This window comes from Natrinema caseinilyticum (assembly GCF_024227435.1).
Classification (GTDB): domain Archaea; phylum Halobacteriota; class Halobacteria; order Halobacteriales; family Natrialbaceae; genus Natrinema; species Natrinema caseinilyticum.
This window is the reverse complement of sequence record NZ_CP100445.1, coordinates 384,852-407,920: the sequence shown is the minus strand read 5'-3', so window position 1 is coordinate 407,920 and position 23,069 is coordinate 384,852. Positions and strand designations below refer to the sequence as shown.

At 65.3% G+C, this 23,069-nt stretch carries 22 protein-coding genes; 10 read left to right on the top strand and 12 right to left on the bottom strand.

Annotated features, from left to right (window positions below):
• Nucleotides 1-135: 135 nt before the first annotated feature.
• A complete protein-coding gene (locus NJT13_RS02010) occupies nt 136-648 on the bottom strand; it encodes a CinA family protein (protein ID WP_254523820.1) in 513 nt (170 codons plus the stop codon).
• 154 nt (nt 649-802) lie between these two features.
• On the opposite strand from NJT13_RS02010, the gene NJT13_RS02005 reads away from it, so the two are divergent.
• Together NJT13_RS02005 and NJT13_RS02000 are read left to right on the top strand one after the other, a co-directional pair.
• Nucleotides 803-1,903, top strand: coding sequence for a pyridoxal phosphate-dependent aminotransferase (locus NJT13_RS02005; protein WP_254523819.1), 1,101 nt, complete (start codon nt 803-805; stop codon nt 1,901-1,903).
• Between the two features lie 344 nt (nt 1,904-2,247).
• On the top strand, nt 2,248-3,438 hold the full coding sequence (locus NJT13_RS02000) for an ArsA family ATPase (RefSeq protein ID WP_254523818.1): 1,191 nt from the start codon (nt 2,248-2,250) through the stop codon (nt 3,436-3,438).
• A 25-nt stretch (nt 3,439-3,463) separates the two neighbouring features.
• Here the strand turns inward: NJT13_RS02000 and purF are convergent, their stop codons facing one another.
• Nucleotides 3,464-4,936 (bottom strand): amidophosphoribosyltransferase, encoded by a 1,473-nt coding sequence (gene purF / locus NJT13_RS01995; RefSeq protein ID WP_254525368.1) that lies wholly within the window; start codon nt 4,934-4,936, stop codon nt 3,464-3,466.
• 336 nt (nt 4,937-5,272) lie between these two features.
• Between purF and NJT13_RS01990 the strand changes: the two genes are divergently transcribed.
• Nucleotides 5,273-7,048, top strand: a complete 1,776-nt coding sequence (locus NJT13_RS01990) for a MutS-related protein (RefSeq protein ID WP_254523817.1) — start codon at nt 5,273-5,275, stop codon at nt 7,046-7,048.
• Nucleotides 7,049-7,055: 7 nt separating this feature from the next.
• Here the strand turns inward: NJT13_RS01990 and NJT13_RS01985 are convergent, their stop codons facing one another.
• Together NJT13_RS01985 and NJT13_RS01980 are read right to left on the bottom strand one after the other, a co-directional pair.
• Nucleotides 7,056-7,739 carry a DUF6735 family protein gene (locus NJT13_RS01985; RefSeq protein WP_254523816.1) on the bottom strand — a complete coding sequence of 228 codons (684 nt, stop codon included), beginning with the start codon at nt 7,737-7,739 and terminating at the stop codon, nt 7,056-7,058.
• A gap of 207 nt (nt 7,740-7,946) precedes the next feature.
• Nucleotides 7,947-9,461 (bottom strand): HTTM domain-containing protein, encoded by a 1,515-nt coding sequence (locus NJT13_RS01980; RefSeq protein ID WP_340681180.1) that lies wholly within the window; start codon nt 9,459-9,461, stop codon nt 7,947-7,949.
• Nucleotides 9,462-9,640: 179 nt separating this feature from the next.
• On the opposite strand from NJT13_RS01980, the gene NJT13_RS01975 reads away from it, so the two are divergent.
• A complete protein-coding gene (locus tag NJT13_RS01975) occupies nt 9,641-10,300 on the top strand; it encodes an HAD family hydrolase (RefSeq protein ID WP_254523815.1) in 660 nt (219 codons plus the stop codon).
• Between the two features lie 41 nt (nt 10,301-10,341).
• Here NJT13_RS01975 and NJT13_RS01970 read toward each other — a convergent pair whose 3' ends face one another.
• Both NJT13_RS01970 and dps read right to left on the bottom strand, forming a co-directional pair.
• The gene (locus tag NJT13_RS01970) at nt 10,342-10,833 is read right to left on the bottom strand and encodes an SRPBCC domain-containing protein (protein WP_254523814.1); all 492 of its coding nucleotides are present in this window, start codon (nt 10,831-10,833) and stop codon (nt 10,342-10,344) included.
• Between the two features lie 176 nt (nt 10,834-11,009).
• Nucleotides 11,010-11,669, bottom strand: coding sequence for a DNA protection during starvation protein (gene dps / locus NJT13_RS01965; RefSeq protein ID WP_254523813.1), 660 nt, complete (start codon nt 11,667-11,669; stop codon nt 11,010-11,012).
• 165 nt (nt 11,670-11,834) lie between these two features.
• Between dps and NJT13_RS01960 the strand changes: the two genes are divergently transcribed.
• Nucleotides 11,835-13,109: a DUF7405 family protein gene (locus tag NJT13_RS01960; RefSeq protein WP_254523812.1), complete on the top strand. Its 1,275-nt coding sequence runs from the start codon at nt 11,835-11,837 to the stop codon at nt 13,107-13,109.
• A gap of 1 nt (nt 13,110) precedes the next feature.
• Here the strand turns inward: NJT13_RS01960 and NJT13_RS01955 are convergent, their stop codons facing one another.
• On the bottom strand, nt 13,111-13,569 hold the full coding sequence (locus tag NJT13_RS01955; RefSeq protein ID WP_254523811.1) for a thiol-disulfide oxidoreductase DCC family protein: 459 nt from the start codon (nt 13,567-13,569) through the stop codon (nt 13,111-13,113).
• Nucleotides 13,570-13,658: 89 nt separating this feature from the next.
• Nucleotides 13,659-14,033, bottom strand: a complete 375-nt coding sequence (locus NJT13_RS01950; protein ID WP_254523810.1) for a 2Fe-2S iron-sulfur cluster-binding protein — start codon at nt 14,031-14,033, stop codon at nt 13,659-13,661.
• Nucleotides 14,034-14,162: 129 nt separating this feature from the next.
• On the opposite strand from NJT13_RS01950, the gene NJT13_RS01945 reads away from it, so the two are divergent.
• Together NJT13_RS01945 and NJT13_RS01940 are read left to right on the top strand one after the other, a co-directional pair.
• On the top strand, nt 14,163-14,966 hold the full coding sequence (locus NJT13_RS01945; RefSeq protein ID WP_254523809.1) for an NAD-dependent epimerase/dehydratase family protein: 804 nt from the start codon (nt 14,163-14,165) through the stop codon (nt 14,964-14,966).
• Nucleotides 14,967-15,096: 130 nt separating this feature from the next.
• Nucleotides 15,097-15,318, top strand: a complete 222-nt coding sequence (locus NJT13_RS01940; RefSeq protein ID WP_254523808.1) for a DUF7535 family protein — start codon at nt 15,097-15,099, stop codon at nt 15,316-15,318.
• Between the two features lie 9 nt (nt 15,319-15,327).
• On the opposite strand, the gene NJT13_RS01935 is transcribed toward NJT13_RS01940, so the two are convergent.
• On the bottom strand, nt 15,328-16,395 hold the full coding sequence (locus NJT13_RS01935; RefSeq protein WP_254523807.1) for a glutathione S-transferase family protein: 1,068 nt from the start codon (nt 16,393-16,395) through the stop codon (nt 15,328-15,330).
• A 102-nt stretch (nt 16,396-16,497) separates the two neighbouring features.
• Nucleotides 16,498-17,487, bottom strand: a complete 990-nt coding sequence (locus NJT13_RS01930; RefSeq protein WP_254523806.1) for a calcium/sodium antiporter — start codon at nt 17,485-17,487, stop codon at nt 16,498-16,500.
• A gap of 117 nt (nt 17,488-17,604) precedes the next feature.
• Here NJT13_RS01930 and NJT13_RS01925 point away from each other — a divergent pair, with 117 nt between their 5' ends.
• Nucleotides 17,605-18,669, top strand: a complete 1,065-nt coding sequence (locus tag NJT13_RS01925) for a DNA methyltransferase (RefSeq protein ID WP_254523805.1) — start codon at nt 17,605-17,607, stop codon at nt 18,667-18,669.
• Between the two features lie 480 nt (nt 18,670-19,149).
• Here NJT13_RS01925 and NJT13_RS01920 read toward each other — a convergent pair whose 3' ends face one another.
• Complete coding sequence (locus tag NJT13_RS01920; protein WP_254523804.1) at nt 19,150-19,812, bottom strand: potassium channel family protein; 663 nt, start codon at nt 19,810-19,812, stop codon at nt 19,150-19,152.
• A 224-nt stretch (nt 19,813-20,036) separates the two neighbouring features.
• Here NJT13_RS01920 and NJT13_RS01915 point away from each other — a divergent pair, with 224 nt between their 5' ends.
• Nucleotides 20,037-21,497 carry an NCS2 family permease gene (locus NJT13_RS01915; protein WP_254523803.1) on the top strand — a complete coding sequence of 487 codons (1,461 nt, stop codon included), beginning with the start codon at nt 20,037-20,039 and terminating at the stop codon, nt 21,495-21,497.
• A 106-nt stretch (nt 21,498-21,603) separates the two neighbouring features.
• Entirely contained in the window at nt 21,604-21,861 is a 258-nt protein-coding gene (locus NJT13_RS01910) for a glutaredoxin family protein (protein ID WP_254523802.1), read from the top strand.
• Between the two features lie 114 nt (nt 21,862-21,975).
• Here the strand turns inward: NJT13_RS01910 and NJT13_RS01905 are convergent, their stop codons facing one another.
• On the bottom strand, nt 21,976-22,941 hold the full coding sequence (locus tag NJT13_RS01905) for a transcriptional regulator (protein WP_254523801.1): 966 nt from the start codon (nt 22,939-22,941) through the stop codon (nt 21,976-21,978).
• Nucleotides 22,942-23,069 lie beyond the last annotated feature (128 nt).

Below are 23,069 nucleotides of genomic sequence, written 5' to 3'. Positions count from 1 at the left end.
AGGCGATCCGGGAATAGTTTACTCTCGAGATTGTCATCCAGTCGTGTTTTTCTCGAGCGACGATAACTGAAACCGACCCCTCGAGAGGCACCATCGACGGGTACGTTCAGCGCGCCTCGAGTTGGATGACGGAGTTCAGCGCGCCTCGAGTTCCGCGAGGAGGTCCGCGAGCGCCTGATCGACGGTTTTCGCGCGGACGTCCGCGCGGTCACCGTCGAAGACGTACCGTGAGACGGTCGAATACGACGCTTCGCTTCCCCAGGGGGCCGCGTACGACACCCCGATGTAGACGGTCCCGACGGGGGTTTCGTCGCTCCCGCCGCTCGGTCCGGCGACCCCCGTCGTCGAGACGCCCCACGTTACGTTCGTGACGTCCCGAATCCCCTGTGCCATCTCCCGAGCCACGGGTTCCGAGACGGCACCGTGTTCGTCGAGCGATTCGCGACTGACGCCGAGGTGTCGTCGCTTGGCGTCGTAGGCGTAGCTCGTCACCCCGGTGTCGAAGTAGTCGCTCGCGCCTGGCACCGCGGTGATGGCAGCACCGATCAGGCCACCGGTACAGGATTCAGCGACTGACAGGGTCTCCTCGGCATCGCGCAGGGCGTCGCCGACCGTCATCGGCAGGTCGCGGTCGATGTCGTCGTTCATGCTCGGGTCGACGGGCCGCTCGGACGTCAACCCACGGACTGCAATTCGTGACGACGGAGACGTGGCTCACCACCGTTCGGGGCCCGGACACGGCCCGGTCCGGCCGGAAAACGAAAAGAACGACGGAGAGCGCCGACACAGTACTCGATACCACATGAACTACGAAACGCCGCTGTTCTTCCGGGTGATGGAGTACGCGAACGCGGCGGACCGCGACGTCATCGACATGGTCAGCGGCAACCCCGACTGGGACCCCCCGGCGGCGCTCCGCGAGGGCCTCCGGGAGTACGCCGACCTCGAGCCGGATCGGTTTCAGTATCCGCCCAGCGAGGGCGTACTCGAACTTCGCGAGGAGATCGCGGCACGCCGCGGCGTAGACCCCGAGCAGGTCGTCGTCACGAACGGAGGAGGCGAGGCGAATTACCTCGCGATGGCCCGGGCGCTCGAGCGCGACAGCGGGACCGAGATACTGCTGACGGATCCCGTGTACCCCTACTATCCCGGAAAGACGACGATGCTCGGCGGAACGCAGACGTTCGTCGGGACGTCGGCCGACGGACAACTCGACCCGAGTGCCGTTCGCGACGCTGCAAGCGCCGAGACGGCAGCTATCGTGGTGAACACCCCGAACAATCCCACGGGTGCGGTCTATCCCGAAGGGACGATGCGGGAACTGGTCGCGGTCGCCGAAGCGCACGATGCGCTCCTGATCAGCGACGAGGTGTACGACCACTACGACCTTTCGAACCGGTTCGCGAGCGCGCTCACTGTCGATTCCGATCACCGAATCGTCACCAACGCGTTTTCGAAGTCGATGGCGGTCACCGGGCTCCGAGTCGGATACGCGATCTTCCCGCCGGACCTCGTCGAGGCAGCCAAAAGCCGACACATGCTCGTCAACGTGGCGACCACCAGGCCCGGTCAGTACGCTGTTCTAAACGCCCTCCGTGAGACGCCGACCGAATACTACGAGCGCAATCGGCGCCGACTCCGCGAACGGGTCGTCACGTTCACCGACGCGCTCGACGCGTCGGGGGCGGAGTACACCAGCCCGAACGGATCGTTCTACGTACTAGCTCGATTCGACGGCTTCCCGGGGACGCTCGAGAACGTGATGCGGCTGATCGACGACGCCGGCGTCGCGGGGATGCCCGGCGAGGCATTCGGCGAGTCGAAAACGGCGTGGGTACGGTTCGCGCTCGTCACCCCGCGGGTCGAAGAAGCCGCAGCGCGGCTGACAGAGTACTTCGAGTGATCCGTCGTTCTCCCGGCGACGCGCTCGCTTCTCACCCCTCGTTCCGACCGCGTTAGTCACCGGCCGTCGGACGCAAGCGACGCACCGGTTCCCCGGCTCCGAGCGACTTCCCGATACGGGTGACCCGCCGGCCACGACACGGATACCCGACGGGCCCACACGTAGCGGGAGATGCTGCTCGAGGCCGTCGTCGTCGCGTTCGTTCTCACGCAAGCGAGCTACGTCGCCGTTAACTGTGTCCTACTGTCGCGGTTCGTTCGACGACCCGCCACCGGAATCGACGACGCGACGTTCGTCGAACCGAGACCGACGAATACTCCTGTGTGGGCGGGAAATCGGTCCGTATGAGCGGGATCGACGTCGAGCCGGTCGATGCGGAAGACGAGGCGGCGACCGAGACCAACGGCGGCGCGGAACGGATCGAGGTGACGCCGACCGATTCGGTCGACCAGGAAGGGACCGGGCGACGAGAGACCATCGACGTGCAGCCATCCGAGGAGCCGATCGACGGGCCCGATTACGTACTCTACGGTGGGAAAGGCGGCGTCGGGAAGACGACGATGGCCGCAGCGACCGCGCTGGACAGCGCCCGCGGTGGCACCCGGACGCTCGTCGTCTCGACCGACCCCGCCCACTCCCTGTCGGATACGTTCGAGACGGACGTCCCCGCGCGACCCGACCGGATCCGCGACGATATCCCGCTCTTCGCGGCCGAAATCGACCCCGACGCCGCACTCGAGGAGGGACAGGCCGCCTTTCTCGGCGGTTCCGCCGGCGAAAGCGCCGACGGCCCCCTCGACGGTGACGCCGCGGACGCCCCCCTCGGTGGATTGGGCGAACTGCTCGGCGACGAATCGCCGATGGACGCGCTCTTCGGCGGTGCGATGCCCGGTGCAGACGAGGCCGCCGCGATGCAACTCTTGCTCGAGTACATGGACGACGAACGGTTCGAGCGCGTGATCGTCGACACGGCACCCACCGGACACACCCTTCGACTGTTGCAGCTTCCGGAGATCATGGACACAATGATGGGCCGACTCGTGCAATTCCGCCAGCGCATCAGCGGGATGATCGACGGGGTCAAAGGGATGTTCGGCGGGGCCGAGGTTCCGGAGGACGGCGGAGACGTAGCGGACTTACAGGAACTGCGCGAGCGCATCGAGCGCCTGCGGGCCGCGCTGCGTGATCCGGCGCGAACGGACTTTCGAATCGTCATGGTCCCCGAGGAGATGAGCGTCATCGAATCGAAACGGCTCCGTCAGCAACTCGATGAGTTCGAGATTCCGGTCGGAACCGTCGTCGTCAATCGAGTGATGGAACCGCTGTCGAACGTGACGGCGGACGTCGAAGGCGAGTTCCTGCAACCGAACCTCGACGATTGCGAGTTTTGCCAGCGGCGCTGGAACGTCCAGCAGTCGGCACTGTCCGAAGCGCAGGATCTCTTTCGGGGGACCGACGTGCGCCGCGTCCCCCTGTTCGCCGACGAAGTTCGGGGAGAAGGCATGCTCGAGGTCGTCGCGGCCTGCCTGCGGTAGTCGCGATTACGGCAATCGTGCGATATTAGTCGTCCGCGTGCATCGGTTGCCCGCCGAGGTCGGGACAGTGGACGTCGCGGTCGGTCTCCTCGCCCTCGATGTCGTAGGGGTACTCGCCGGTCACACAACCGAGACAGAGGTCGATGCGTTCCTGCTCTAGGACGTCGGCGACGGCGTCGGTCGAGAGGTACGCGAGACTGTCGGCGGCGATTTCGCTACGGATTTCGTCGGTCGATTTGTCCGAGGCGATCAGCTCCTCGCGGGTCGCCATGTCGATTCCCATGTAACAGGGGGCGACGATGGCGGGCGCGCCGATTCTGACGTGAACCTCCTTCGCACCGCAATCTTTGAGCAACTGGACGAGTTGGGTCGAGGTCGTCCCGCGGACGATGCTGTCGTCGATCACGGTGACGGTTTTCCCTTCGATGGTCGACTTGATCGGATTCAGTTTGAGCCGAACCGCTCGCTCGCGCTCGTCCTGGGTCGGCATGATGAACGTCCGGCCGACGTACCGGTTCTTCATCAGCCCCTCGGCGAACTCGACGCCCTCGTCGTCCCCGGCTCGGGGTTCGCCGTCGGCGGTCGTCTCGCTCGCGGCGTCGGCATACCCCGAGGCGAACGCGCGCCCGGAGTCGGGGACCGGCATCACGACGTCCGTCTCGACGCCGCTTTCCTCCCAGAGCCTGCGGCCGAGTTCGCGCCGGGCCTCGTAGACGAGCGTCCCGTCGATGACGCTGTCGGGCCGCGCGAAGTAGACGTGTTCGAAAAAGCAGTGGGCCGTGTGCTCCTGTTCGACGAGCTGGTACGTGTCGAATCCCTGCCCACCGTCCTGGAGGACGACCAGTTCGCCCGGTCGCACGTCGCGGACGAGTTCCCCGTCGAGGGTGTCTATCGCCGCCGACTCCGAGGCCAGAATGTAGCCGTCCTCGAGTTCCCCGATGCAAAGCGGCCGATTGCCCTGTGGATCCCGCACGCCGAGGATCGTATCGTCGTGGCTGATCGTCAGCGAGTACGACCCGTGGATCCGACCCATGGTGCGTTTGACGGCTCGGACCAGATCCTCCTCCAGGAGATTCCGCGCGAGGTCGTGGGCGATGACCTCCGTGTCGCCGTCGCTGGTGAAGGCGTGGCCCGCGGCGGCGAGTTCGTCGCGGATCTCGTCGGCGTTGACGAGGTTGCCGTTGTGTGAGAGGCCGAGCGAACCGCTCTTGAACGAGACGGAGAAGGGCTGCGCACAGGACGAATCGACGGACCCGGCCGTCGGATAGCGCACGTGGCCGATCCCCGCCGACCCGTTGAGCGTGTCGAGGTCGCCCTCACCGAACGCGTCTCCCACGAGCCCCATCTCGACGTGACTGTGCTGCTGGAACCCGTCGTGGGTCACGATACCCGCCGATTCCTGCCCCCGATGCTGGAGTGCGTAGAGCGCGTAGTACAACGGTCGTGCCGCGTCCCGACCGTCGAGTGAGACGCCGACGACGCCGCACTTTTCGGTCATTCCTGTTCGCCGGGGAGTCTCGCCCCGCCCATCAGTCATGGGAGTGAGTAGGGCACCGAGTCGATAAAAATCCCCGTGTTTGTGCTTTTACGGTCTCCTTCATTCCCCGTTGTTGTTCACGTTCGTGGATACCTATCGCGAGACCACGCTCGATATCCCGTCCGACCTCGAGTCGCCCCCGACTCGAGCAACGAGTGGCGGGTGAGCGACGCGCAGCACCGATCGACCGGTCGGAGTACCTCTCGACCACGAGGGCCACCCGAGGGGCGGAGTTGGGCCGGCCGATGACACGCGGATGACACAGCGTTCAAGATGGTCGCCTCGAGTGCAGGGTGTATGCGACTCGAGGAGTACTGGGGAGTCGGCCCGAAGACGCGCGAGACGCTGGTCGACGAACTGGGAAGGGAACAGGCGATCCGGGCGATCGAAAGCGGGGACGTGCGGACGCTTTCCGATGCCGGCCTCGCCCGCGGCCGGGCGACGCGAATCCTCCGCCGGGCGACAGGCGGGGCGGGAATGGATGTTCTGGCGACCAGTGACGCCCGGTCTGCGTACAAGGAGCTACTCGACCTCGCCGTCGGCCACGCCGTCACCCAACGTGCGGCAGATCGGATTCGAGTGCTCACGCCGCTTGCCGACCGCGACGCGATGGAGAACCGACTCGAGGACGTCCTCGCGGCCCGCGACGCCTGGGCCGATCTTTCCGACGACGATCGCACCGCCGTCCTCGACGCCTACGATCGCTACGACGAGCGTGACGGCAGCGAACACGCCGCCGTCGAGGCCGCACTGGCATTGCTCGAGGCGGGGGTCGACTCCGGACCGTTCGCCGTCATCGCCGACCTCGACGGCGGCCGGCTGGCCGAGGCCGCGGAGGCCCTGGCCGCACTCGACGGGAGCCGGGTACGCGAGGGCGCGGACGAAGAACTCGATCGATTGCGTGACGCACTGGGTGCGGTCGAGGACATGGACGCGAACGCGCTCGCGTTGATCGAAGACCTCCGTTCGGAGGGGATCCGCGACGTCGAGGGATTCCGCCAGTCGTTCGAGGATCACCTCCTGAACGAGACGGCCGTGACGATCGATCAGGTTCGAGACGCGATGCCGACCGAAGCGACTGACGCGACGGATTTCGTCGGCGCAACGTTACGGACGCTCCGGGGCGACCTTACCGCGGCTATCGACGAGCGGGAGGAAGCCGTCGCGGACGAGTTTCGGAACACGCTCGATGATGCTCGCGAGGGCGTCGAGCGGGCCGTCGAGGCGGTCGACGACATCGCGCTGCATCTCTCGCTCGCGCGCTTCGCGCTCGAGTACGACTGTTCGCGTCCCACGTTCGTCGACGGCGGGGCGGCCACCGTCTCCGTCGTCGAGGCGCGGAATCTCACGCTCGCCGCGCGCGACGACGAGAGCGTCCAGTCGATCACGTACGCGCTCGGTGAACACGACATCTCGAGCGTCCCCGCCGGCGTCGACTCCGTCCCCGACGACGAGCGCGTCGCCGTCCTGACGGGCGCGAACAGCGGCGGGAAGACGACCCTGCTCGAGACGCTGTGTCAGGTCGTCCTGCTGGCGACGATGGGGTTGCCGGTCCCGGCCGACCGCGCCGAGGTGGCGCCGGTCGACTCCCTGGTCTTTCACAGACGGCACGCGAGCTTCAACGCCGGCGTCCTCGAGTCGACGCTGCGTTCCATCGTTCCGCCGCTCTCGACGGACGGGCGTACGCTGATGCTGGTCGACGAGTTCGAGGCGATCACGGAGCCGGGTAGCGCCGCGGATCTGCTTCACGGCCTCGTCACGCTGTCGGTCGATCGCGACGCGCTCGGCGTCTTCGTCACTCACCTCGCCGACGATCTCGAGCCCCTGCCGCCCGAGGCGCGGGTCGACGGCATCTTCGCCGAAGGGCTGAGTCCCGACCTCGAGTTACTCGTCGACTACCAGCCTCGATTCGGGACGGTCGGGCGTTCGACGCCCGAATTTATCGTCTCTCGGCTGGTCGCGAACGCGACCGACCGGAGCGAACGGGTCGGCTTCGAAACGCTGGCGGAAGCCGTCGGCGACGAGGTCGTACAGCGCACGCTCGCGGACGCACGATGGGCCTCCGGCGAGTAAGTCCGGTTCAACCGGGCCAGTCCTCGTCGTCGATCCGGTCCGTGCCGTCGGTCGCGTCGGTCGCGTCCGTCTCGTCCAGCGCATCTGGCTCCGGGTTGCTATCGGCCGCGTCCGGCCCGCACGTCTGATCCTCGCGATCGCGCTTTCCGGTCTCGAACCAGCGGTCGGCCATCGACGCGGACGTCCGGTCGGGATCGGTCGCCGGCACGTCGTCGTAGGTGTAAACCGCGGCGTCCAGATCGTCGCAGATTCGGGCCTCGAGATAGGCCCGTGCCGCTCGCCGCGAGAGTGCGCCCATCTCGACGACGTCTGCCAGTGCCGTCTTGGTCGATCGAAACCAGACCCTGAGCGCCCGGTCATCGGCGGGTTCGACCGCGACGACGGCGCCCCGACCGCTGTCCCATCCACCGGCCCACTCGAGCCAGCAGACTCGAAAGGAGTCGACCGCGTACTCGGCCGCCGGTGTGACGAGATACAGCGCCTCGTGAACGCAGGGATCGAGATAGTCCGTTAGAATCCGATCGCGCGTGATGGAGTCCGTCAGGACGTCGCGTTCGATCGCGCCATCGGCGTAGGGAGTGTCAGCGGATATCCGATCGGCGAACGACAGGGACTCGCCCCCCCAGTGACTGTACCGGAGGTCGTAGAGCCGATCCGATCGCCGGTAGGCGACCAGCGCCCTATGTCCCATCGTCCACCCGACTGAAACGGCGTCGACCGGCGGCGTCGATCGGTCCGATCGAAACGACGGCGTCGGCCGTACCGACGCTCGTTCGAGGTGCGTTGTTGCAGATCACGACGACTCTGGCCGCCCATCAGTACTTGAACCTGCGGACGAATCTCCCTCCGAACGTCTCTCGACCGGTCGCGGTGGCCGCCCCAGCCGCGGGCCGGCCACTCAGCCGCAGGCGGCCGTGATCCGCTCGCGTCGGATCGGCTCACCGACCGGGCCGTCGGCGTCGACCGGTTGATCGAACCGATAGATGGTCACCGATTCGACGTCGGCCGGAGCGCGATCACAGAAGTATGCGACCGCCGGCTCGCGGTGCGCCTCGCCCGCGCCCCGCGTTTTCGTCCCGTAGCGTTTCCAGAGCGTGGTCGGATAGCGATCCATCGCGTCCGCCGGCCGGTCGAAATCCACAGTCCCTCCGTCGACGAGGTCTATCGGGTCCCCGGTACCCCGGTCGGCTTCGATCACGTACCAGCTGTACGAATCCGGGGGATTCGGAGCGAAAAAGGCCCAGCTCGCACCGTCCAGTTCCCCGTCGGTTGTCGCGGCGGGTGCGTCGACGAGACCGGCAGCGACCACTTGCCAGCATCCGATCGAGAGGGCGAATCCGACGAGAAACACGACTCCAGCGAGGCGCCCCCCGCGGCGGAGACGCGGCCAGACTGCGACGCCGGACGGCATCGAAGCGGCCGTGTGGCCACTCCGTCGCTCCCACGCGATGGACTCGAGCCGACCCGCGGGATCGGTCCTCGACGCGAATTCGGCGAGACGATCCCACATCCGCGGTGGAACGAACAACAGCACGGCGGCGACCATGACGTAGGGAAAGGCACCGAGACGCATCGTCGCCGCCATTCCGAGGTGGGAGACGACGAAGGCGACGCCGATCGCCGCCCGAAGCCAGCCGGTCGTGAGAATCAGTAGCACGGACGCCGAAAGGGTCACCGTCCAGAGCCAGTTGATCGCGGTGAGAGCAGCGGTCTGTTCCGCGAGCATCGGACCGAACAGGTAGACGAAGTCCTCGAGCCGGAATATCCGCCGGACCGCGACGCCGCTCATCCAGGCGTCGCTCCGGAACTTGAGAATCGCATTTATCGCGTAGATACTCACGACGTGGAGGAGGACGATTGCGGTCGCGGTCGTGGTAATGCGGTGCTCCTCGTCGATACGCGTCTCGCCCCGCCGGGGATCGGGCCGACGACGGAGCGACCACATCGAATCGAGCGGCAGAAACGCTGCAAGGACGAGCAGCGAGACGAGGATCGTATCGCCACCGTTGACCAGATACGGATTGCGGGCGTGGAGCGATGCGAGGAGAAGCGCCGAACCGAGGGCCGCGATTCGAGACCGATAGCCGACGAGACGCACGTCGCGAACAGCGCGGTGACCGCGAGCAGGACTGCTTGCACCCAGAGGGATCCGGAAACGGCGTGGAGTGACCACTGCGCGAGCGTCGGAGAAACGTCCTCGAGGGCGGATTCCGCGGTCCGTATAGAACGTGCGGAGCCCCGGTGCCCTGAGGACGAGCAGATCGGCCACGACCACCAGTCCCAGTCCGATCCGGAAGGCGCCGAGCGCCCGGGGATCGATCCCGAGACGCGCGCGAACGAACGCTCGAACCGACGGCGGTATCGTCAGGTCACCGCCCGTCGTCGATGTCGAGTCGGATCGAGCGGGTGTCATGGTGGGACCAGTATCGTCGATCCTGGGTTTCCAACAACCGTATAAGTATTTTCTGCTCACGGTGGGGGCGAAAATCGACGGTCGGACGGTCTCGAAACCGAACGCGATCCGCGCGGAACGACCCGAAAATCGTTCGGAGGGAAAACAACGAAATCCGTCCGTCCCCTACGACGACACACATGAGCACCGGGACGGCGTACGATGCGGTCGTCTTCGACAACGATGGCGTGTTGACGACGCCGACGGAACGGGACGTACTGGTCGAGGCGATGCACGAGGCCTTCGAAGCCGTCGGCGTCACCGAACCGCCGACAGATCACGTCGAGACGCTGTTGAGCCCCGACGTCCACTCGTTACGCCGTGTCGCGGACGATCACGGCATCGGTCCCGAAGAACTCTGGACCGCCCGCGAGGATGCGGCGATCGCGGTTCAACTCGCCGAACTTCGGACCGGTCGGAAACGACACTACGAGGACGTCGTGACGCTCGAGTCCCTGTCAGTCCCGACCGCGATCGTCAGTAACAACCAACACGAGACGATCGGGAACATCGTCGAACACTGCGACCTCGGCGGGTTCGACGCCTGGTACGGCCGCGAACCGACGCTCGAGGGGATCGAACGCAAGAAGCCGACCCCGTACTACCTCGAACGGGCGTTCGCGGACCTCGGCGTCGGGAATCCGCTGTACGTGGGCGATAGCAGGGTCGACATCGCTGCGGCCGACGCGGCCGGCGTCGACGCGGCGTTCATCCGTCGTGATCACCGCGTGGGCTACGAGCTCCCGACCGAACCGGCACACGAAATCGAGTCGCTCTCGGGACTGTCGGAGTTGGTCTGAGTCGGCTCGCGAAACGGACGGCCGGTTCCCGCAGCCGAGGGTCAGACGGCGACACTCGCGGACCGTTCGGCTCGAGCCGCGATCGCGTCGTTCATCGTCGCGAACGATTCTTCGACGCGAGCGTGATCGAAGACTAACGGGACGAGCGCACCGCGAACCGTCTCGCGCTGGAGCAGTCGCGTGCGACGGCCATCGGTGGACCGCGAGCCCGACCCCGATCGGTCGGATCGCTCACCGTCGTCGATCGGCTCGAGGTGGAATTCGTGGTACCGATCGAACGCGAACGGCACGACCAGCCGATCGAGCCAGGCGAGTCGCCGTTGCGGTTCGATCGCCACTACCGCGGGTCGAATGGGGCGACTGCCGAGTGCGAAAGAGAGATCGCGTCCCCGAGCTGTACCGTCTTCGACTGTGACGCCGACGATCGTTCGGCCGATCGGGTCCCACTCGGGATAGCTCGCGAACGAGCGGAGCGCGTCCCAGACGGCCGCCGGCGGCGCGTCGATATCGACGAACACTTCGACCTCTTCCATGCTTATTGGTAGCCCATACCACTCTATGGCTGTATCGGTGCGACGGCGGGTCGGGCGGGCGGACCGCCGCAAACGACGTCGAGGGATCGCGGATCGAGTCGCTCACGGGATCGATCCGACGTCTCCCGGCCCGGGCGGTTACGTTCCGAAAGCCGAAGCGACCGGGACCGGACAGTTCACGCGCTGTCGTTGAACCGGCGGTTCGTCGACAGCGGTGCGTCACCTGGCTCGCCCCGGATGAAGTGACCGGCGGGATTGATTTCGCCGTCCCGCTCCATCGAGAGGAGTTCGACGAACCAGGCCTCGTGTTCGATTTCCTCCTGGAGGATTCGCTGTGCCATGTCGTACGTCCGCGGGTCGACCCCCTGAGTCATGTCACAGACCTCCGACCACGTTCGAATCGCACAGCGTTCGGCCTCGAGCAGTACCTCCAGTACGCTTTCCGCGTCGAGGTCGTGGGTGTCGAAACCGCCCTCGTCGTCCATCGGCGTCGGAACCTCGGCATCGGGACAGGACGCCCGGTCGGCGAAGTCCCGGATGTCGTTCGGCAGCGCGCCGCCGAGTTCGTACACTCTCGGTGCGACCAGTTCGAAGTGCGCCCTGTCCTCGAGGCGTGCGTCCTCGGTTATTTCCTTGTAGTCTTCGTGCCCGGCCAGGTGCATCCGCAGGTTCGTGTAGTAGTAATAGGTGGTGAATTCGGCACCGATCGCATCGATCAGTTTCTCGCGTAGTTCCTCCGGTTCGAGCCCACGTTCGCGAAGGACCGCCATCCCGACTCGTTCGCTGGTGTCACCCGCTTCGACACTGCCTGCAGCGTGTGGTTTTTCCTCGGACATCGCACCGAATGACTCCCATAAGTCGCCACTTAGAGGTTTGCGTGCCGCCCGTGGAATGTATCCATTTCGGAACGGTACACCGCCGAGTAGACCGTTTCGGGAGGACGGATTATCGAAGGCGACGGGACCGCAACCCCCTTCTGCGACGGGCACTCAGTGACGTCCATGCACGGACCGGATCGCGGACTCTCGCGTCGCGGGTTCGTTCGCAGCGCCGTCGCCATCGGCGGTGCGAGCGCGCTCGCCGCGTGCCTCCAGCGCGAGGAGACCGAAGACGTGCCACAGGCGACCCTCGCTCCGGACGACCTCCCCCGACGCCAGCACGCCTGGAACGAATTTCTCTCGACCGACGAGGACGGAAACGTGCGACCGCCCGAACACCACCTCCTGCTCGGCCTCGACTACATCGGGGACGGCCCCGCCGATGCATCCGAGGAGCGCGACCGACTCGAGTCCGCGTTCCGGACGCTCGAGAAGGCGTACAAGCGGGGTAACGAGGGCCTGGCGTCCGTAATCGGCTACAGCCCGGCGTACTTCGACCGGTTCGACGCAGCCCTCCCCGACGAGGTCGACCTGCCCGAACCGCGCGCGCTCGCACCGATCGAGGATTCCGCGATCGCGATCGACGAGTACGACGCGCTCGTTCACCTGGCCAGCGACTACGGTCACGTCACGCTGAGCGCCGAGGAAGCCCTGAAAGGGAAGCTCGAGCAACTAAACGGCCTCGATGTCGAGGGGACGATCGACGGAATTTTCGACGTCGCGGACCGACGGACGGGATTCATCGGACGTGGCCTCCCGGCAGCGCGCCAGTCCGGCGTCAGTGGCATTCCGGAGAGCGAACCCGTCCCGGAAGATGCACCGATGTTCATGGGATTCAAATCCGGGTTCAGGCAGAATCAGGCGACCGAGGATCGCGTGACGATTCAGGACGGGCCGTTCGGCGGCGGGACGACGATTCACCTCTCGAATATTCAGCTCAACCTCCGTCAGTGGTACGAGCAAGACAGCCGCACCCAGCGCGTCGCCAAGATGTTCTCGCCGTCTCACGCCGCGGACGACCTGGTCGAGGGAGCCGGTCACAACCTCGGCGACTCGAGCGGGATCACCGACGTTCCGGAGAGCGCGGCCGAGGTCGCCCAGCACGAGGGCACGGTCGGCCACGCTCAGAAGGCCGCGCGCGCTCGAGAGGACGGCGAACCGATCGTCCTTCGACGGGACTTCGACTCGACCGACGACGACACGGCGGCCACGCACTTCCTCTCGCTGCAGCGCTCGATCGCGGATTTCGTGAAGACGCGCGAAGCGATGACAGGGTCCGACCTCTCCGTCATGCGGTCGAACAGTGGTATCCTGCAGTATCTCACCGTTCGTTCCCGCGCGAACTACCTCGTTCCGCCGCGCGGGCTCCGTGCCTTGCCCGCACCGAATCCGGCGTGACTCACCGCGAGTCTAGCGGCACGTGCGTCCGGTTGCTCGCCGCCGCCACCTCGTCGAACAGCGCCGCGGCGTCGTCGGTCAGCGGATAGGCGTCGTGGTACGGATCGACCTCGCGGTCGGCGCCTGAGACGAACCGGATGGCGTCCGCGAACCGTTCGTATCGCTCGTCGACGATATCCCGAACCAGAACCGGCATTCCGGCCCGATCACACAGTTCGGTGGCGGCGGCTCGACCGGCCCAGACCGTCTCGGCCTCGATATCGGCGAAAAAGAGTGCGAACGGGACCGAACCGAACTGGGCCTCGAGAAAGTCCTGTGCGGCCGGATCGTCCCACGGAACGATGCCCACCCGCTCGAGTTGCCGCATCGCCGTCGAGGCGGCCGAGCAGAACGGACAGTCCCCATCGTAGAGCAAAACGCCGGTAAACTGCGGTGCCTGCGGTGCGGTCGGCTCCGTCATGGCCGATCGTACGACAGCGATCGGGAAAACGTTCGGCGCGTTCGGCGAGCGGGTACCGGTGGTCGGTCTCGCCGGTGTGGTGCTCGCACCTATCCGAACTTCGATCGTCCGGGCGGTCGGTCGTGGTCGGCGCGATGTCGAAGCAGTTCGTCGTACTGTTCGACCTCGATGACGCAGTCCGAACGGGGTCGGGCGACGCAAGTGAGGACGAATCCCGCCTCCTCGTCTTCCGGATAATACCGCTTGGCCCGACTGTGGTCCACCTCGCCGGAGCGCAGTTTCGCGCCGCAGGTAACACACCACCCCTGCTGGCAGTCCGCGGACAGCCAGAGGCCCGCGGCCCGAGCCGCCGCGAGAATCGACTCGTCTTCGCCGACCTCGATCGTCCGCGATTCGCCGGCGGCATCCAGATCGGCGTCCTCGGGGACCAGCAGTTCGACAGACCACGTCGTGGTGGAACTCACGGATAAACGTAGGGCTGATCGAGAAAAAACGCTCCGGTCGACCCGGTCCGACGACGGCGTGTCGGACTGGACCCCGCGACCGGAACGCGCTGGGTCGGCCTATTTCAGCGGCGTCGGTGTTCGTTTCGTATGACGCGTATCGCTATCACCGGCGCGGCGGGGAACGTCGGCAGCGAAGCCATCGACGCGTTCCCCGACGACCACGAGTTGACGTTGTTCTCCCACAGTCCGACCGACGAACTGGACACCACGCCGCTCGAGATCACCGATCGAGAAGCGTTCGCCGACGCCCTCGAAGGCCAGGACGTATTGATTCACCTCGCCGCGAACCCCTCCCCGCGAGCCGCGTGGGACGAACTGCGCGGACCGAACGTGGACGGCCTCTACAACGCCTTCGAAGCCGCAGTCGAGAACGACCTGGAGCGGGTCGTCTTTTCGAGTTCCAACCACGCGGTCAACATGAGCAACACGGTCTCGGTGGTCAGGCCCGAGTCGACGGTCGCCACCCCAGCGATCGTTCGCCCGGACGGGCGGGCGGATCCGGACACCTTCTACGGCGTTACGAAAGTCTTCGGCGAAGCGATGGGATCGTACTACGCGAAGCGACACGGGTTCGACGTGGTGAATCTGCGTATCGGCTGGCTCCTCACGCGGGACGAACTCCGCCAGGAGTGTCGAGACCGTGACGGTGTCGGCGAGCGCTACGCCCGCGCGATGTGGCTCAGCCCCGGCGACTGCCGGCGGGTGCTCGACGCGGCCGCGACGGCCACGCTCGAGGACTCGCCGCTGATCGCCCACGGAATCTCGGACAATTCCGAACGGTTCCTTTCGCTGGCCGAGACGATGCAGACGCTCGGGTACCGCCCGCAGGACGATTCCGAGGCCGTACTGAGCGACGAGTCGAGCGGTCGCGAGGGGCTCGAGACGACGTGAGAGACGGTCGCTCGACGGCCGTGAGTGTCGGTGCGGGTCCGCGCGTCGACCGCCCGACTGGCCCCGCTCGGGCGCGTTGGCGACCCGCAGAGTCGAAAGACGGAATAGCGACACGTTCGTACCACCGTACATGTCAACCAAGGTGTCCGAGTCGACGGGTTACGGACCGAATACGCAGATGTCCCTGTTCGGGTACGTGATGGCCGCGATCCTCGTCATTATTCTCTTGCCGCTGCTCCCGGTCATCGCGCTCGCGTGGATCCTCTGGAAAGCCTTCGTTTCGAGCGAAGATATCGAAAACAGCTTCGCGGACTGGCGCCGAGAATCCGGCCGTCCGCCGAGCGGGTCCTGAAACCGGCCGTCAGTCGTCGGCGAAGCCGGTCGCAACGAGATCGGACGGCGGTCCGCCCGGGAGTTCGTCTCGGTCGTGGGGCGCCTCGAAGTTCGGGTCCGGTCCTCGAGCCACGATTCGGTTTGGATTCACGTCCGGGTGCGTCGTGTAGTAGTGCTCTTTGATGTGGCTCATGTCGACCGTCTCGGCGACGCCCGGCGTCTGATACAGATCGCGGAGGTACGGCCAGAGGTTGTCGTACTCACGGACGTACTGGACGTTACACATGAAGTGGGTGTGATAGACGTTGTCGAACCGGACGAGCGTCGTAAACATCGCGATATCGGCCTCCGTCAATCGATCGCCCGCGAGGTATCGTCGGTCGGCGAGCACCGCGTCCCAGCGATCGAGCGCCGAAAAGAGGTCCTCGACCGCCTCGTCGTAGGGGGCCTGTTCCGTCGCGAAACCGGCGCGATAGACGCCGTCGTTGATCGGGTCGTAGATCTCGTCGATGATCCGGTCGACGTCGTCCTGGTAGCCGTCAGGGTAGAGGTCCACGTCCCGCGTCGCGACACCGTCAGACTCGGTTCGCTCGACTGACGAGCCCTCACTCGCTTCGCTCTCGGGGACCCCGTCGAACTCGGTGTCCAGCATTCGCATGATCTCTTCGGACTCGTTGTTGACGATGGTGTCCGTCTCCGTGTCCCAGAGGACCGGCACCGTCACGCGGCACGTCACGTCCGGGTCCGCGCGGACGTACAGTTCTCGGAGATAGTCCGAGTCGTGTTCGTGATCGCGCGTACACCCGGCTTTCTCGGGCGTGAACTGCCAGCCGTCCTCGTCGCGGTACGGGTCGACGACCGAGACCGGAATCGCATCCTCGAGCCCTTTCAACGACCGCATCACGAGGGTCCGGTGGGCCCACGGGCACGCGTATGAAACGTAAAGACGGTACCGACCCGCGTCCGGCCGGAACCGAGCGTCGGGTTCGTCCCTGACCGCATCTCGGAACGTCGTCTCTTGACGGACGAACGAACCGTCGTCGCCGGTCGACTCCGACGCGTCGGTTCGCCACTCGCCGTCGACGAGCATGTTCATACGAGCGGTAACGAATCCCGGACACAAAGGGTCTCGCTAACACTCACGTCACCGGACGCGCCCGACCGCCGACGGACGTCCGACGATGGGCGGATTCTCGAGTCAGACCGCCGCACTGACGATCCAGTACCCCGCACCGAGCGCGACCAGGACGATTCCCTCGAGGCGGGTCAGCCGTCTCCCCGTCGCGAGTACCGCCGTCGCGAAGGCGGTCAGGACGGTGAGCCAGACCAGCGCGATGACGACGGCCGGATCGACGGCCAGCGGGCGGACCAGCGCGGCGATACCGAGCACGCCGAGGACGTTGAAGACGTTCGAGCCGATGACGTTGCCCGCGGCGATACCGACGTCGTCCCCGCGAGCGGCCACGACCGAGGTTACGAATTCCGGCAGGGAGGTACCGGCCGCGACGACGGTCGCACCGATCACCCACTCCGAGACGCCGACGGCCGTGGCGACCCCGACAGCCGAATCGATCACCACTCGCCCACCCACGACGAGGAGCGCGAGTCCGACGAGGACGCGGACCGTCTCGCGGCCGGGACGGAGTTCGGCTCCGGCGTGTTCGTCGGGCGGTCCCCCGCGGGGTGGCCGATCCACCTCCGCGCTCGCGAGGGGCGGCGTTTCCGTGTCGCTCGAGGCCCGAATTGCGGCACCGAGCACGCCGAAATATCCGACCAACAGCGCGACGAGGATCGCGCCCTCGAGTCGCGAGGCGGTTCCGTTCGCGAGGACGCCGGCCGCGACGACCGTCGAAACCGCCATCGCGAATGCATCCCGCCGAATCAACGTCTGCGAGACGCGAAACGGTGAGAGGATGGCGACGACGCCGAGGGTAACGGCGATGTTGAACAGATTCGAACCGATGACGTTTCCGACCGCGATATCGCCTCGCCCCTCGAGCGCCGCTTCGGTGGACACCACGGCCTCCGGGGACGACGTTCCGAACGCGACCACGGTGAGGCCGATGACGAGCGCGGAGACGCCGGCGGCGCTGGCGAGTGCGGACGCGCCGGTCACGAGCGATCTGGCACCGATCCACAGAGCGAGGAGGCCGACGACGAGCGAAACGACGTCTCCGACTGGCAGCATCGTCGCAGTGTTCTTCGGACGGCACCGTGAAAAAGTCGGGCGGGAGACCCACCGGCTGACGTCTCGCGACCGATCGATGCTGCAAGCGTTTAAGCGGCCCGAGTGAGCACTCGAGGTATGGCAGACGACGGGGACCGACACCGCCAGAGTCGCCTGTTCACGGACGATGACGGCGAGTTCGATGCCGATCGCGCACGGAAAGAATCCCTGCCGGTCGAAGACGGCGAAGTGATCGATACCGACGAGTTAGCCGATCACCAGCGCTACATCGAAGGGAGAGGGGTCTACGACGAGCGAAACCGGGTGAACGACCTCACCGGGAAGGAGTGGAAGTACGCCACGAAGTCCGTGATCCCAGAGAGCTACCCTCCAGACCTCCAGCACGACCTCCGCAGCGAACACGGGGGGCAGAAACCGCCGCGACTCTGCGCCGAACTCATCGGCCGGTTCACGTCGGCGGGCGACACCGTCCTCGATCCCTTCGCGGGCGTCGGCGGCACGTTACTCGGCGCGAGCGTGTGCGAGTACGAGGGTACCGGCCGCCGTGAGGCCATCGGCTTCGAGCGGACCGAGCGCTGGATCGAGATCTATCACGAGGTTCTCGAGCGGGAAAACGAGGAGCGCCGCGCGCGGGGAGATCCACCGCTTGCCGACCAGGACATGCGCCACGGCGACTGCGCCGAGTTGATCGCGGACGTTCCCGACGATTCGGTGGACCTCCTGCTGACCGACGTTCCCTACTGGCACATGGACGAACTCGAGCAAACGCGTAACGAGCGACGGACCCGCGAGAGCAAGCTCGGTTCGTTCGACGGCGTCGCGTCCGGCGAAGACGACGAGGCCGATGCAACCGACCCGTCCGCAGGGCACCGGACGAAAGCCGACTGGCTCGCGGACATGGCGGCGAAGTTCGATCGGTTTACGGACGTCGTCACGCCGGAGGGCCACGTGGTGGTCTTCATCGGTGACATGTACCGCGAGCAATCGTACGAGTTCCTCTCGGCGGATCTGGCGCGGGCGATCGAGTCGACCGCCCCGGTAACGCTCGCGGCGAATCTGATCTGGTACGATCCGACGAAGGACCTCCACGTCTACGGGTACCCGTTTTCGTTCGTCCCCTCGATGGTCCACCAGAACGTCCTCGTCTTCCGACTCGAGGACGTGGAAGAGACGCAAACCTGACCGCGTCTGACTCGCGTCGGTCGGTCGTCTGACGCGGTTTTATTTACGGGTACGATGACGAATCGAACGGGCGCGTTGGCGGTCCCACTCCCCCTCCCCATCCCCCATCCGTCTTCGCGCCTTGTGCCGTTTCTCCCTTCGTGGCCACGGACGAAACGCCGTCGGACCGACGACGTCGAAACGTACCCGCACCCACCGACCGACGAGACGGAAACGACTACTGCTCGAGCCGAGCCACCGGTGTTCGTGCCACACACCATCACGATAGTGCCACACGACGCAACGAGGTATGTCACATGCCACCACATTTCATGAGGGATAACACCACAGTTCACGTCACCCACTACCGTGGTTCATGTCACCTACTACCGCGATTCACGTCACCCACTACCGCGGCGCACGTCGCTCATCACTACGGTGCACGCCGCGCAACACCTTGGTTCGTGACACGCGACACGACGGTTCGAGAGGACGCGGCGCTTACGGACGAGCGGGCATCAGGGACGACCGAACCTCGTCCGCTCGCTCGGTTTCAGTGATGACCGCGACCTCGTCGCCGACGGCGAGTTCCGTCCCCGGTAGCGGAATCGTCAGTGGTTCGCGAGCCCGGCCGTGGGCGTATATCCGGGCGGATTCGGGTAACTCGAGTTCACTCATCCGCTTGCCGACCGCCGGCGACCCGTCTTTGATCTCGAGGACGGTCAGTTGCAGATTCTCTGCGAGGTCCGCGACGACGTTGAAGTCGCCGCCGAGCAAGGCCGTCTTCGCACCCGCTGCGCCGAGACGTTCGGGATAGATGATCTCGTCGACTTCCTCGGCGTACTTTTCGTAGATGTCTTCGCGGTAGTCCTCGTCGATCCGCAAAACGGTCCGACAACCGTGGTGCGTCCCGACCATACAGGCCGCGAAATTGACGTTGAGATCCGGGGTGAACGCACCGATCGCGTGAGCAATTTCGATCCCCGCCTCGACGAGTACGTCTTCGTCGGACCCGTCCCCCTGCACCGTCTCGAATCCGGCGTCGGCGGCCCGTTCGATCCGGTCGATGTCGCTGTCGACGATCACGACCTCGTGGCCCTCTTCGAGGAGGATCGTCGCCGTGCGCGATCCGACTCGACCGTATCCCATGATAACAAACTTCATGTTGTCACAGTACGTGGCCGGAGATGAAATACGTTGGTCCGTCGATCATCCACCTCTCCGTCACTCGCACGCTCCCGCGTTCGACGATCGATCTCGATCGCCATTTCTCGAGACGAACGGCGGGAGCGTTCGTCGGGTTCGTTTATTAACAAATGAAGGGATTCTGGCGGATAATGAGGCCGGAACTTTTAACTTAACTGTCTTATAATGCTCGAGCGTCCAATATGGGGTCCGTAGATCAACTCGGAGCGTATTTCGGATTCGACGAACACGATACAGACTTCAAAACAGAATTGATCGCGGGGATGACGACGTTCTTGGCGATGTCGTACATCATCGTCGTCAACCCGTCGATCCTGATGACGGCGATAATGGGCTTCAACGAAGAGGGCCAGATGAACGCGGAGACGACCATCAATGGGGCCGTCTACAGCGCGAACGAAGTGTTTCAGATGCTCGCCATCTCGACGATTCTCGCATCGGTCGTCGCGATGCTCGTCATGGCGTTCTACGCAAAACGTCCGTTCGGACTCGCGCCCGGTATGGGCCTCAACGCGTTCTTTACCTTCACCGTCGTCATCGGACTGGGTGTTCCGTGGCAGACGGCACTCGCGGCGGTCTTCGTGGAAGGGATCATCTTCATCTTCCTCACCGCCGTCGGGGCTCGAAAGTACATCATCAATCTCTTCCCAAAGCCGGTGAAATTCTCGGTCGGCGCGGGTATCGGTGTCTTCCTCCTGTTCATCGGTCTTCAGGAAATGCAACTCGTCGCGTCCGACCCGGCGACCATGGTTACGCTGGGGAGCATCGCGCAGAACCCCGCCGCAGTGCTCGCCGTGGCCGGACTCTTCCTGACGTTCGTCCTCTGGGCACGCGGTGTGAAAGGGGCGATCATCGTCGGTATCTTCACCACGGCGGTCGCCGGGTGGGCGCTCCTGTACGCCGGCGTCGCGTCCGCGAGCGCACTCGCACCGTCGACACTTCTCACCCAGGAGGGAACGGTCAGCTTCGAGTCCGTGACGTCGCCGCACTACGATATCACACCGCTGGTCGGCGCGTTCATCGACGGCCTGAGCGATATCGAACCGCTCACGTTCGCGCTCGTCGTGTTCACGTTCTTCTTCGTCGACTTCTTCGACACCGCCGGGACGCTCATCGGCGTGTCGCAATTCGGCGGGTTCCTGGACGAGGATGGCGAGTTGCCCGAGATCGAGAAACCGCTCATGGCCGACGCAGTCGGGACGACGGTCGGTGCGATGATCGGAACGTCGACCGTGACGACCTACATCGAGTCCTCCGCCGGGGTCGAAGAAGGCGGCAGCACCGGATTCACCGCCCTCGTCGTCGCGGTTTTGTTCGCGGTATCGCTCGTCGCAGTGCCGGTCGTCGCAGCGATCCCCGCGTACGCGTCGTACATCGCGCTCGTCGCCGTCGGTATCATGATGCTCCGGGGAGTCCTCGACATCGACTGGCAGGACCCCGCGTGGGCCATCTCAGCCGGCCTGACGATCACCGTCATGCCGCTGACGTACTCGATTTCGAACGGCCTGGCGGCGGGTATCATCGCGTTCCCGCTCATCAAAACGGCGATGGGCGAATACGAGGACGTCCAGTTCGGGCAGTGGGTTCTCGCGATCGTCCTCGTGGGCTACTTCTACGTGTCCACGAGCGGCATGCTCGGTTGACGTCTCGCCGGCGGTACCGACCCACGTTTTCGCGGCACCGTTTTTTGCAGGCAGATACCCGCTACCGCTGCGTTCTTGGCCTTCGAGACGTGTACCTTACCACACCATGGCAGACATTACGATGTACGACCTCCCCGGCTGTCCGTTCTGTGCGAGGGTCCGCTCGAAACTCGACGAACTCGGTCTCGACTACGATACCATCGAAGTCCCCCGGTCACACGGCGATCGCACCGAGGTCGAGCGAATCAGCGGCCAGACGGGCGTACCCGTCATCACCGACGAATCGAACGGTGTCGATGGAATGCACGAGAGCACCGACATCGTCGAGTACTTAGAGGAGACGTACGGCGACGGCTCGAGGTAAATCGGGGACACCGTCTGAGGCGATCGAAGGTGGAGAGCGGCGACGCCCCCTGACGATAGTCGTCGACGGAGTCGCGTTCTGCGCTGGAAAATCGATCGGCTCCGACGAACTCGTTCAGGCAGCCTCCTCTCGTTCGGAGCGTTCCCGGATGACGTCTCGCAGTTCGTCTGCGTTGCGGAGTTGCGCGAGTTCGTCGCGTTCGACCAGCGCAGTGCCATCGACGGACTCACGTTTCGCCCGGTCGACGACGTAGACCGATCGCGTGCGGGTGACGTTGCCGATCGAACTCATGATCCGTGCGCGTTTCTCCGCGGCCTTCGTAAACTTCGAGTGACCGGTGAGGACGACGTCGCTGTCGTCTTCGTCCTCGCTGACCGCCGTAAACGGCGACCGAACCGTCGGGTGAACCCGGTACCCGGCCCGGGTGAGGACGGCGACGACCTGTTCGTCGTCCGGATCCGCTTCCGGATCGTCGGGCGTCGCCTCGCTCTCGTGGACCTCGTCCGCCCCCTCGAGAACGTCGACGGGGCTGGTCAATGGCGCGTCGAACAGTTCCTCGAGCGCCATCGCGACTTCGACGGACGCGTTCATGCCGTCTTCGTACTTCGAGACGGTCCGACGTGAGACGCCGAGTTCACTGGCGAGTTGGCCCAGACTCCAGTCGCGGTCCTGGCGTTCGTCGGCCAGCAGGTCACCATCGATGTTGACGTAGAGGCCGCCCGGAGCGGCGTAAATCAACGGTGGGACGCTCTCGATAAACAGGTTGTACGCCGTATCTGGACTGAAGACGGGGACGCCGTGGCGGAAGTAGACGACGTCCGGCTTGAGATCCTCGTCGCGACTGCGGAGGCCGATTACCAGCGGCGTCGCCTGGAGGTAGGTTCCCAGCCGTCGCATCTCGTGGCCCGTCGCCTCGTTGAACGCGTCGATGTTCGCGAGGATCTTGACCAGGATCAGATCTTCGCCGCGCCGTGCAGCGATATCGAAACTCTTCGGCCGGATCGCACACCGGTCGCTGACCACGAATCCCGCGTCCTCTAGCATCGCGGTAACGTTGCCGACCAGTGCCGAACGGGACATACGGGGACGTAAGCGATTCCTCCTATAAGACATTTTCCCCGAGACGTCGGTGTGCCGGGTTGCGATTGGGGCCCGTATCGGGAGAATACTTTTGTACCCGTCCCTTCGGTCCCCGCCGCCGCTGGGGA

Coding starts and splice junctions, on each gene's coding strand:
- NJT13_RS02010 (WP_254523820.1), bottom strand. CDS start 648: ATGAACGACGACATCGACCGCGACCTGCCGATGACGGTCGGCGACGCC.
- NJT13_RS02005 (WP_254523819.1), top strand. CDS start 803: ATGAACTACGAAACGCCGCTGTTCTTCCGGGTGATGGAGTACGCGAAC.
- NJT13_RS02000 (WP_254523818.1), top strand. CDS start 2,248: ATGAGCGGGATCGACGTCGAGCCGGTCGATGCGGAAGACGAGGCGGCG.
- purF (WP_254525368.1), bottom strand. CDS start 4,936: ATGACCGAAAAGTGCGGCGTCGTCGGCGTCTCACTCGACGGTCGGGAC.
- NJT13_RS01990 (WP_254523817.1), top strand. CDS start 5,273: ATGCGACTCGAGGAGTACTGGGGAGTCGGCCCGAAGACGCGCGAGACG.
- NJT13_RS01985 (WP_254523816.1), bottom strand. CDS start 7,739: ATGGGACATAGGGCGCTGGTCGCCTACCGGCGATCGGATCGGCTCTAC.
- NJT13_RS01980 (WP_340681180.1), bottom strand. CDS start 9,461: ATGACACCCGCTCGATCCGACTCGACATCGACGACGGGCGGTGACCTG.
- NJT13_RS01975 (WP_254523815.1), top strand. CDS start 9,641: ATGAGCACCGGGACGGCGTACGATGCGGTCGTCTTCGACAACGATGGC.
- NJT13_RS01970 (WP_254523814.1), bottom strand. CDS start 10,833: ATGGAAGAGGTCGAAGTGTTCGTCGATATCGACGCGCCGCCGGCGGCC.
- dps (WP_254523813.1), bottom strand. CDS start 11,669: ATGTCCGAGGAAAAACCACACGCTGCAGGCAGTGTCGAAGCGGGTGAC.
- NJT13_RS01960 (WP_254523812.1), top strand. CDS start 11,835: ATGCACGGACCGGATCGCGGACTCTCGCGTCGCGGGTTCGTTCGCAGC.
- NJT13_RS01955 (WP_254523811.1), bottom strand. CDS start 13,569: ATGACGGAGCCGACCGCACCGCAGGCACCGCAGTTTACCGGCGTTTTG.
- NJT13_RS01945 (WP_254523809.1), top strand. CDS start 14,163: ATGACGCGTATCGCTATCACCGGCGCGGCGGGGAACGTCGGCAGCGAA.
- NJT13_RS01940 (WP_254523808.1), top strand. CDS start 15,097: ATGTCAACCAAGGTGTCCGAGTCGACGGGTTACGGACCGAATACGCAG.
- NJT13_RS01935 (WP_254523807.1), bottom strand. CDS start 16,395: ATGAACATGCTCGTCGACGGCGAGTGGCGAACCGACGCGTCGGAGTCG.
- NJT13_RS01930 (WP_254523806.1), bottom strand. CDS start 17,487: ATGCTGCCAGTCGGAGACGTCGTTTCGCTCGTCGTCGGCCTCCTCGCT.
- NJT13_RS01925 (WP_254523805.1), top strand. CDS start 17,605: ATGGCAGACGACGGGGACCGACACCGCCAGAGTCGCCTGTTCACGGAC.
- NJT13_RS01920 (WP_254523804.1), bottom strand. CDS start 19,812: ATGAAGTTTGTTATCATGGGATACGGTCGAGTCGGATCGCGCACGGCG.
- NJT13_RS01915 (WP_254523803.1), top strand. CDS start 20,037: ATGGGGTCCGTAGATCAACTCGGAGCGTATTTCGGATTCGACGAACAC.
- NJT13_RS01910 (WP_254523802.1), top strand. CDS start 21,604: ATGGCAGACATTACGATGTACGACCTCCCCGGCTGTCCGTTCTGTGCG.
- NJT13_RS01905 (WP_254523801.1), bottom strand. CDS start 22,941: ATGTCCCGTTCGGCACTGGTCGGCAACGTTACCGCGATGCTAGAGGAC.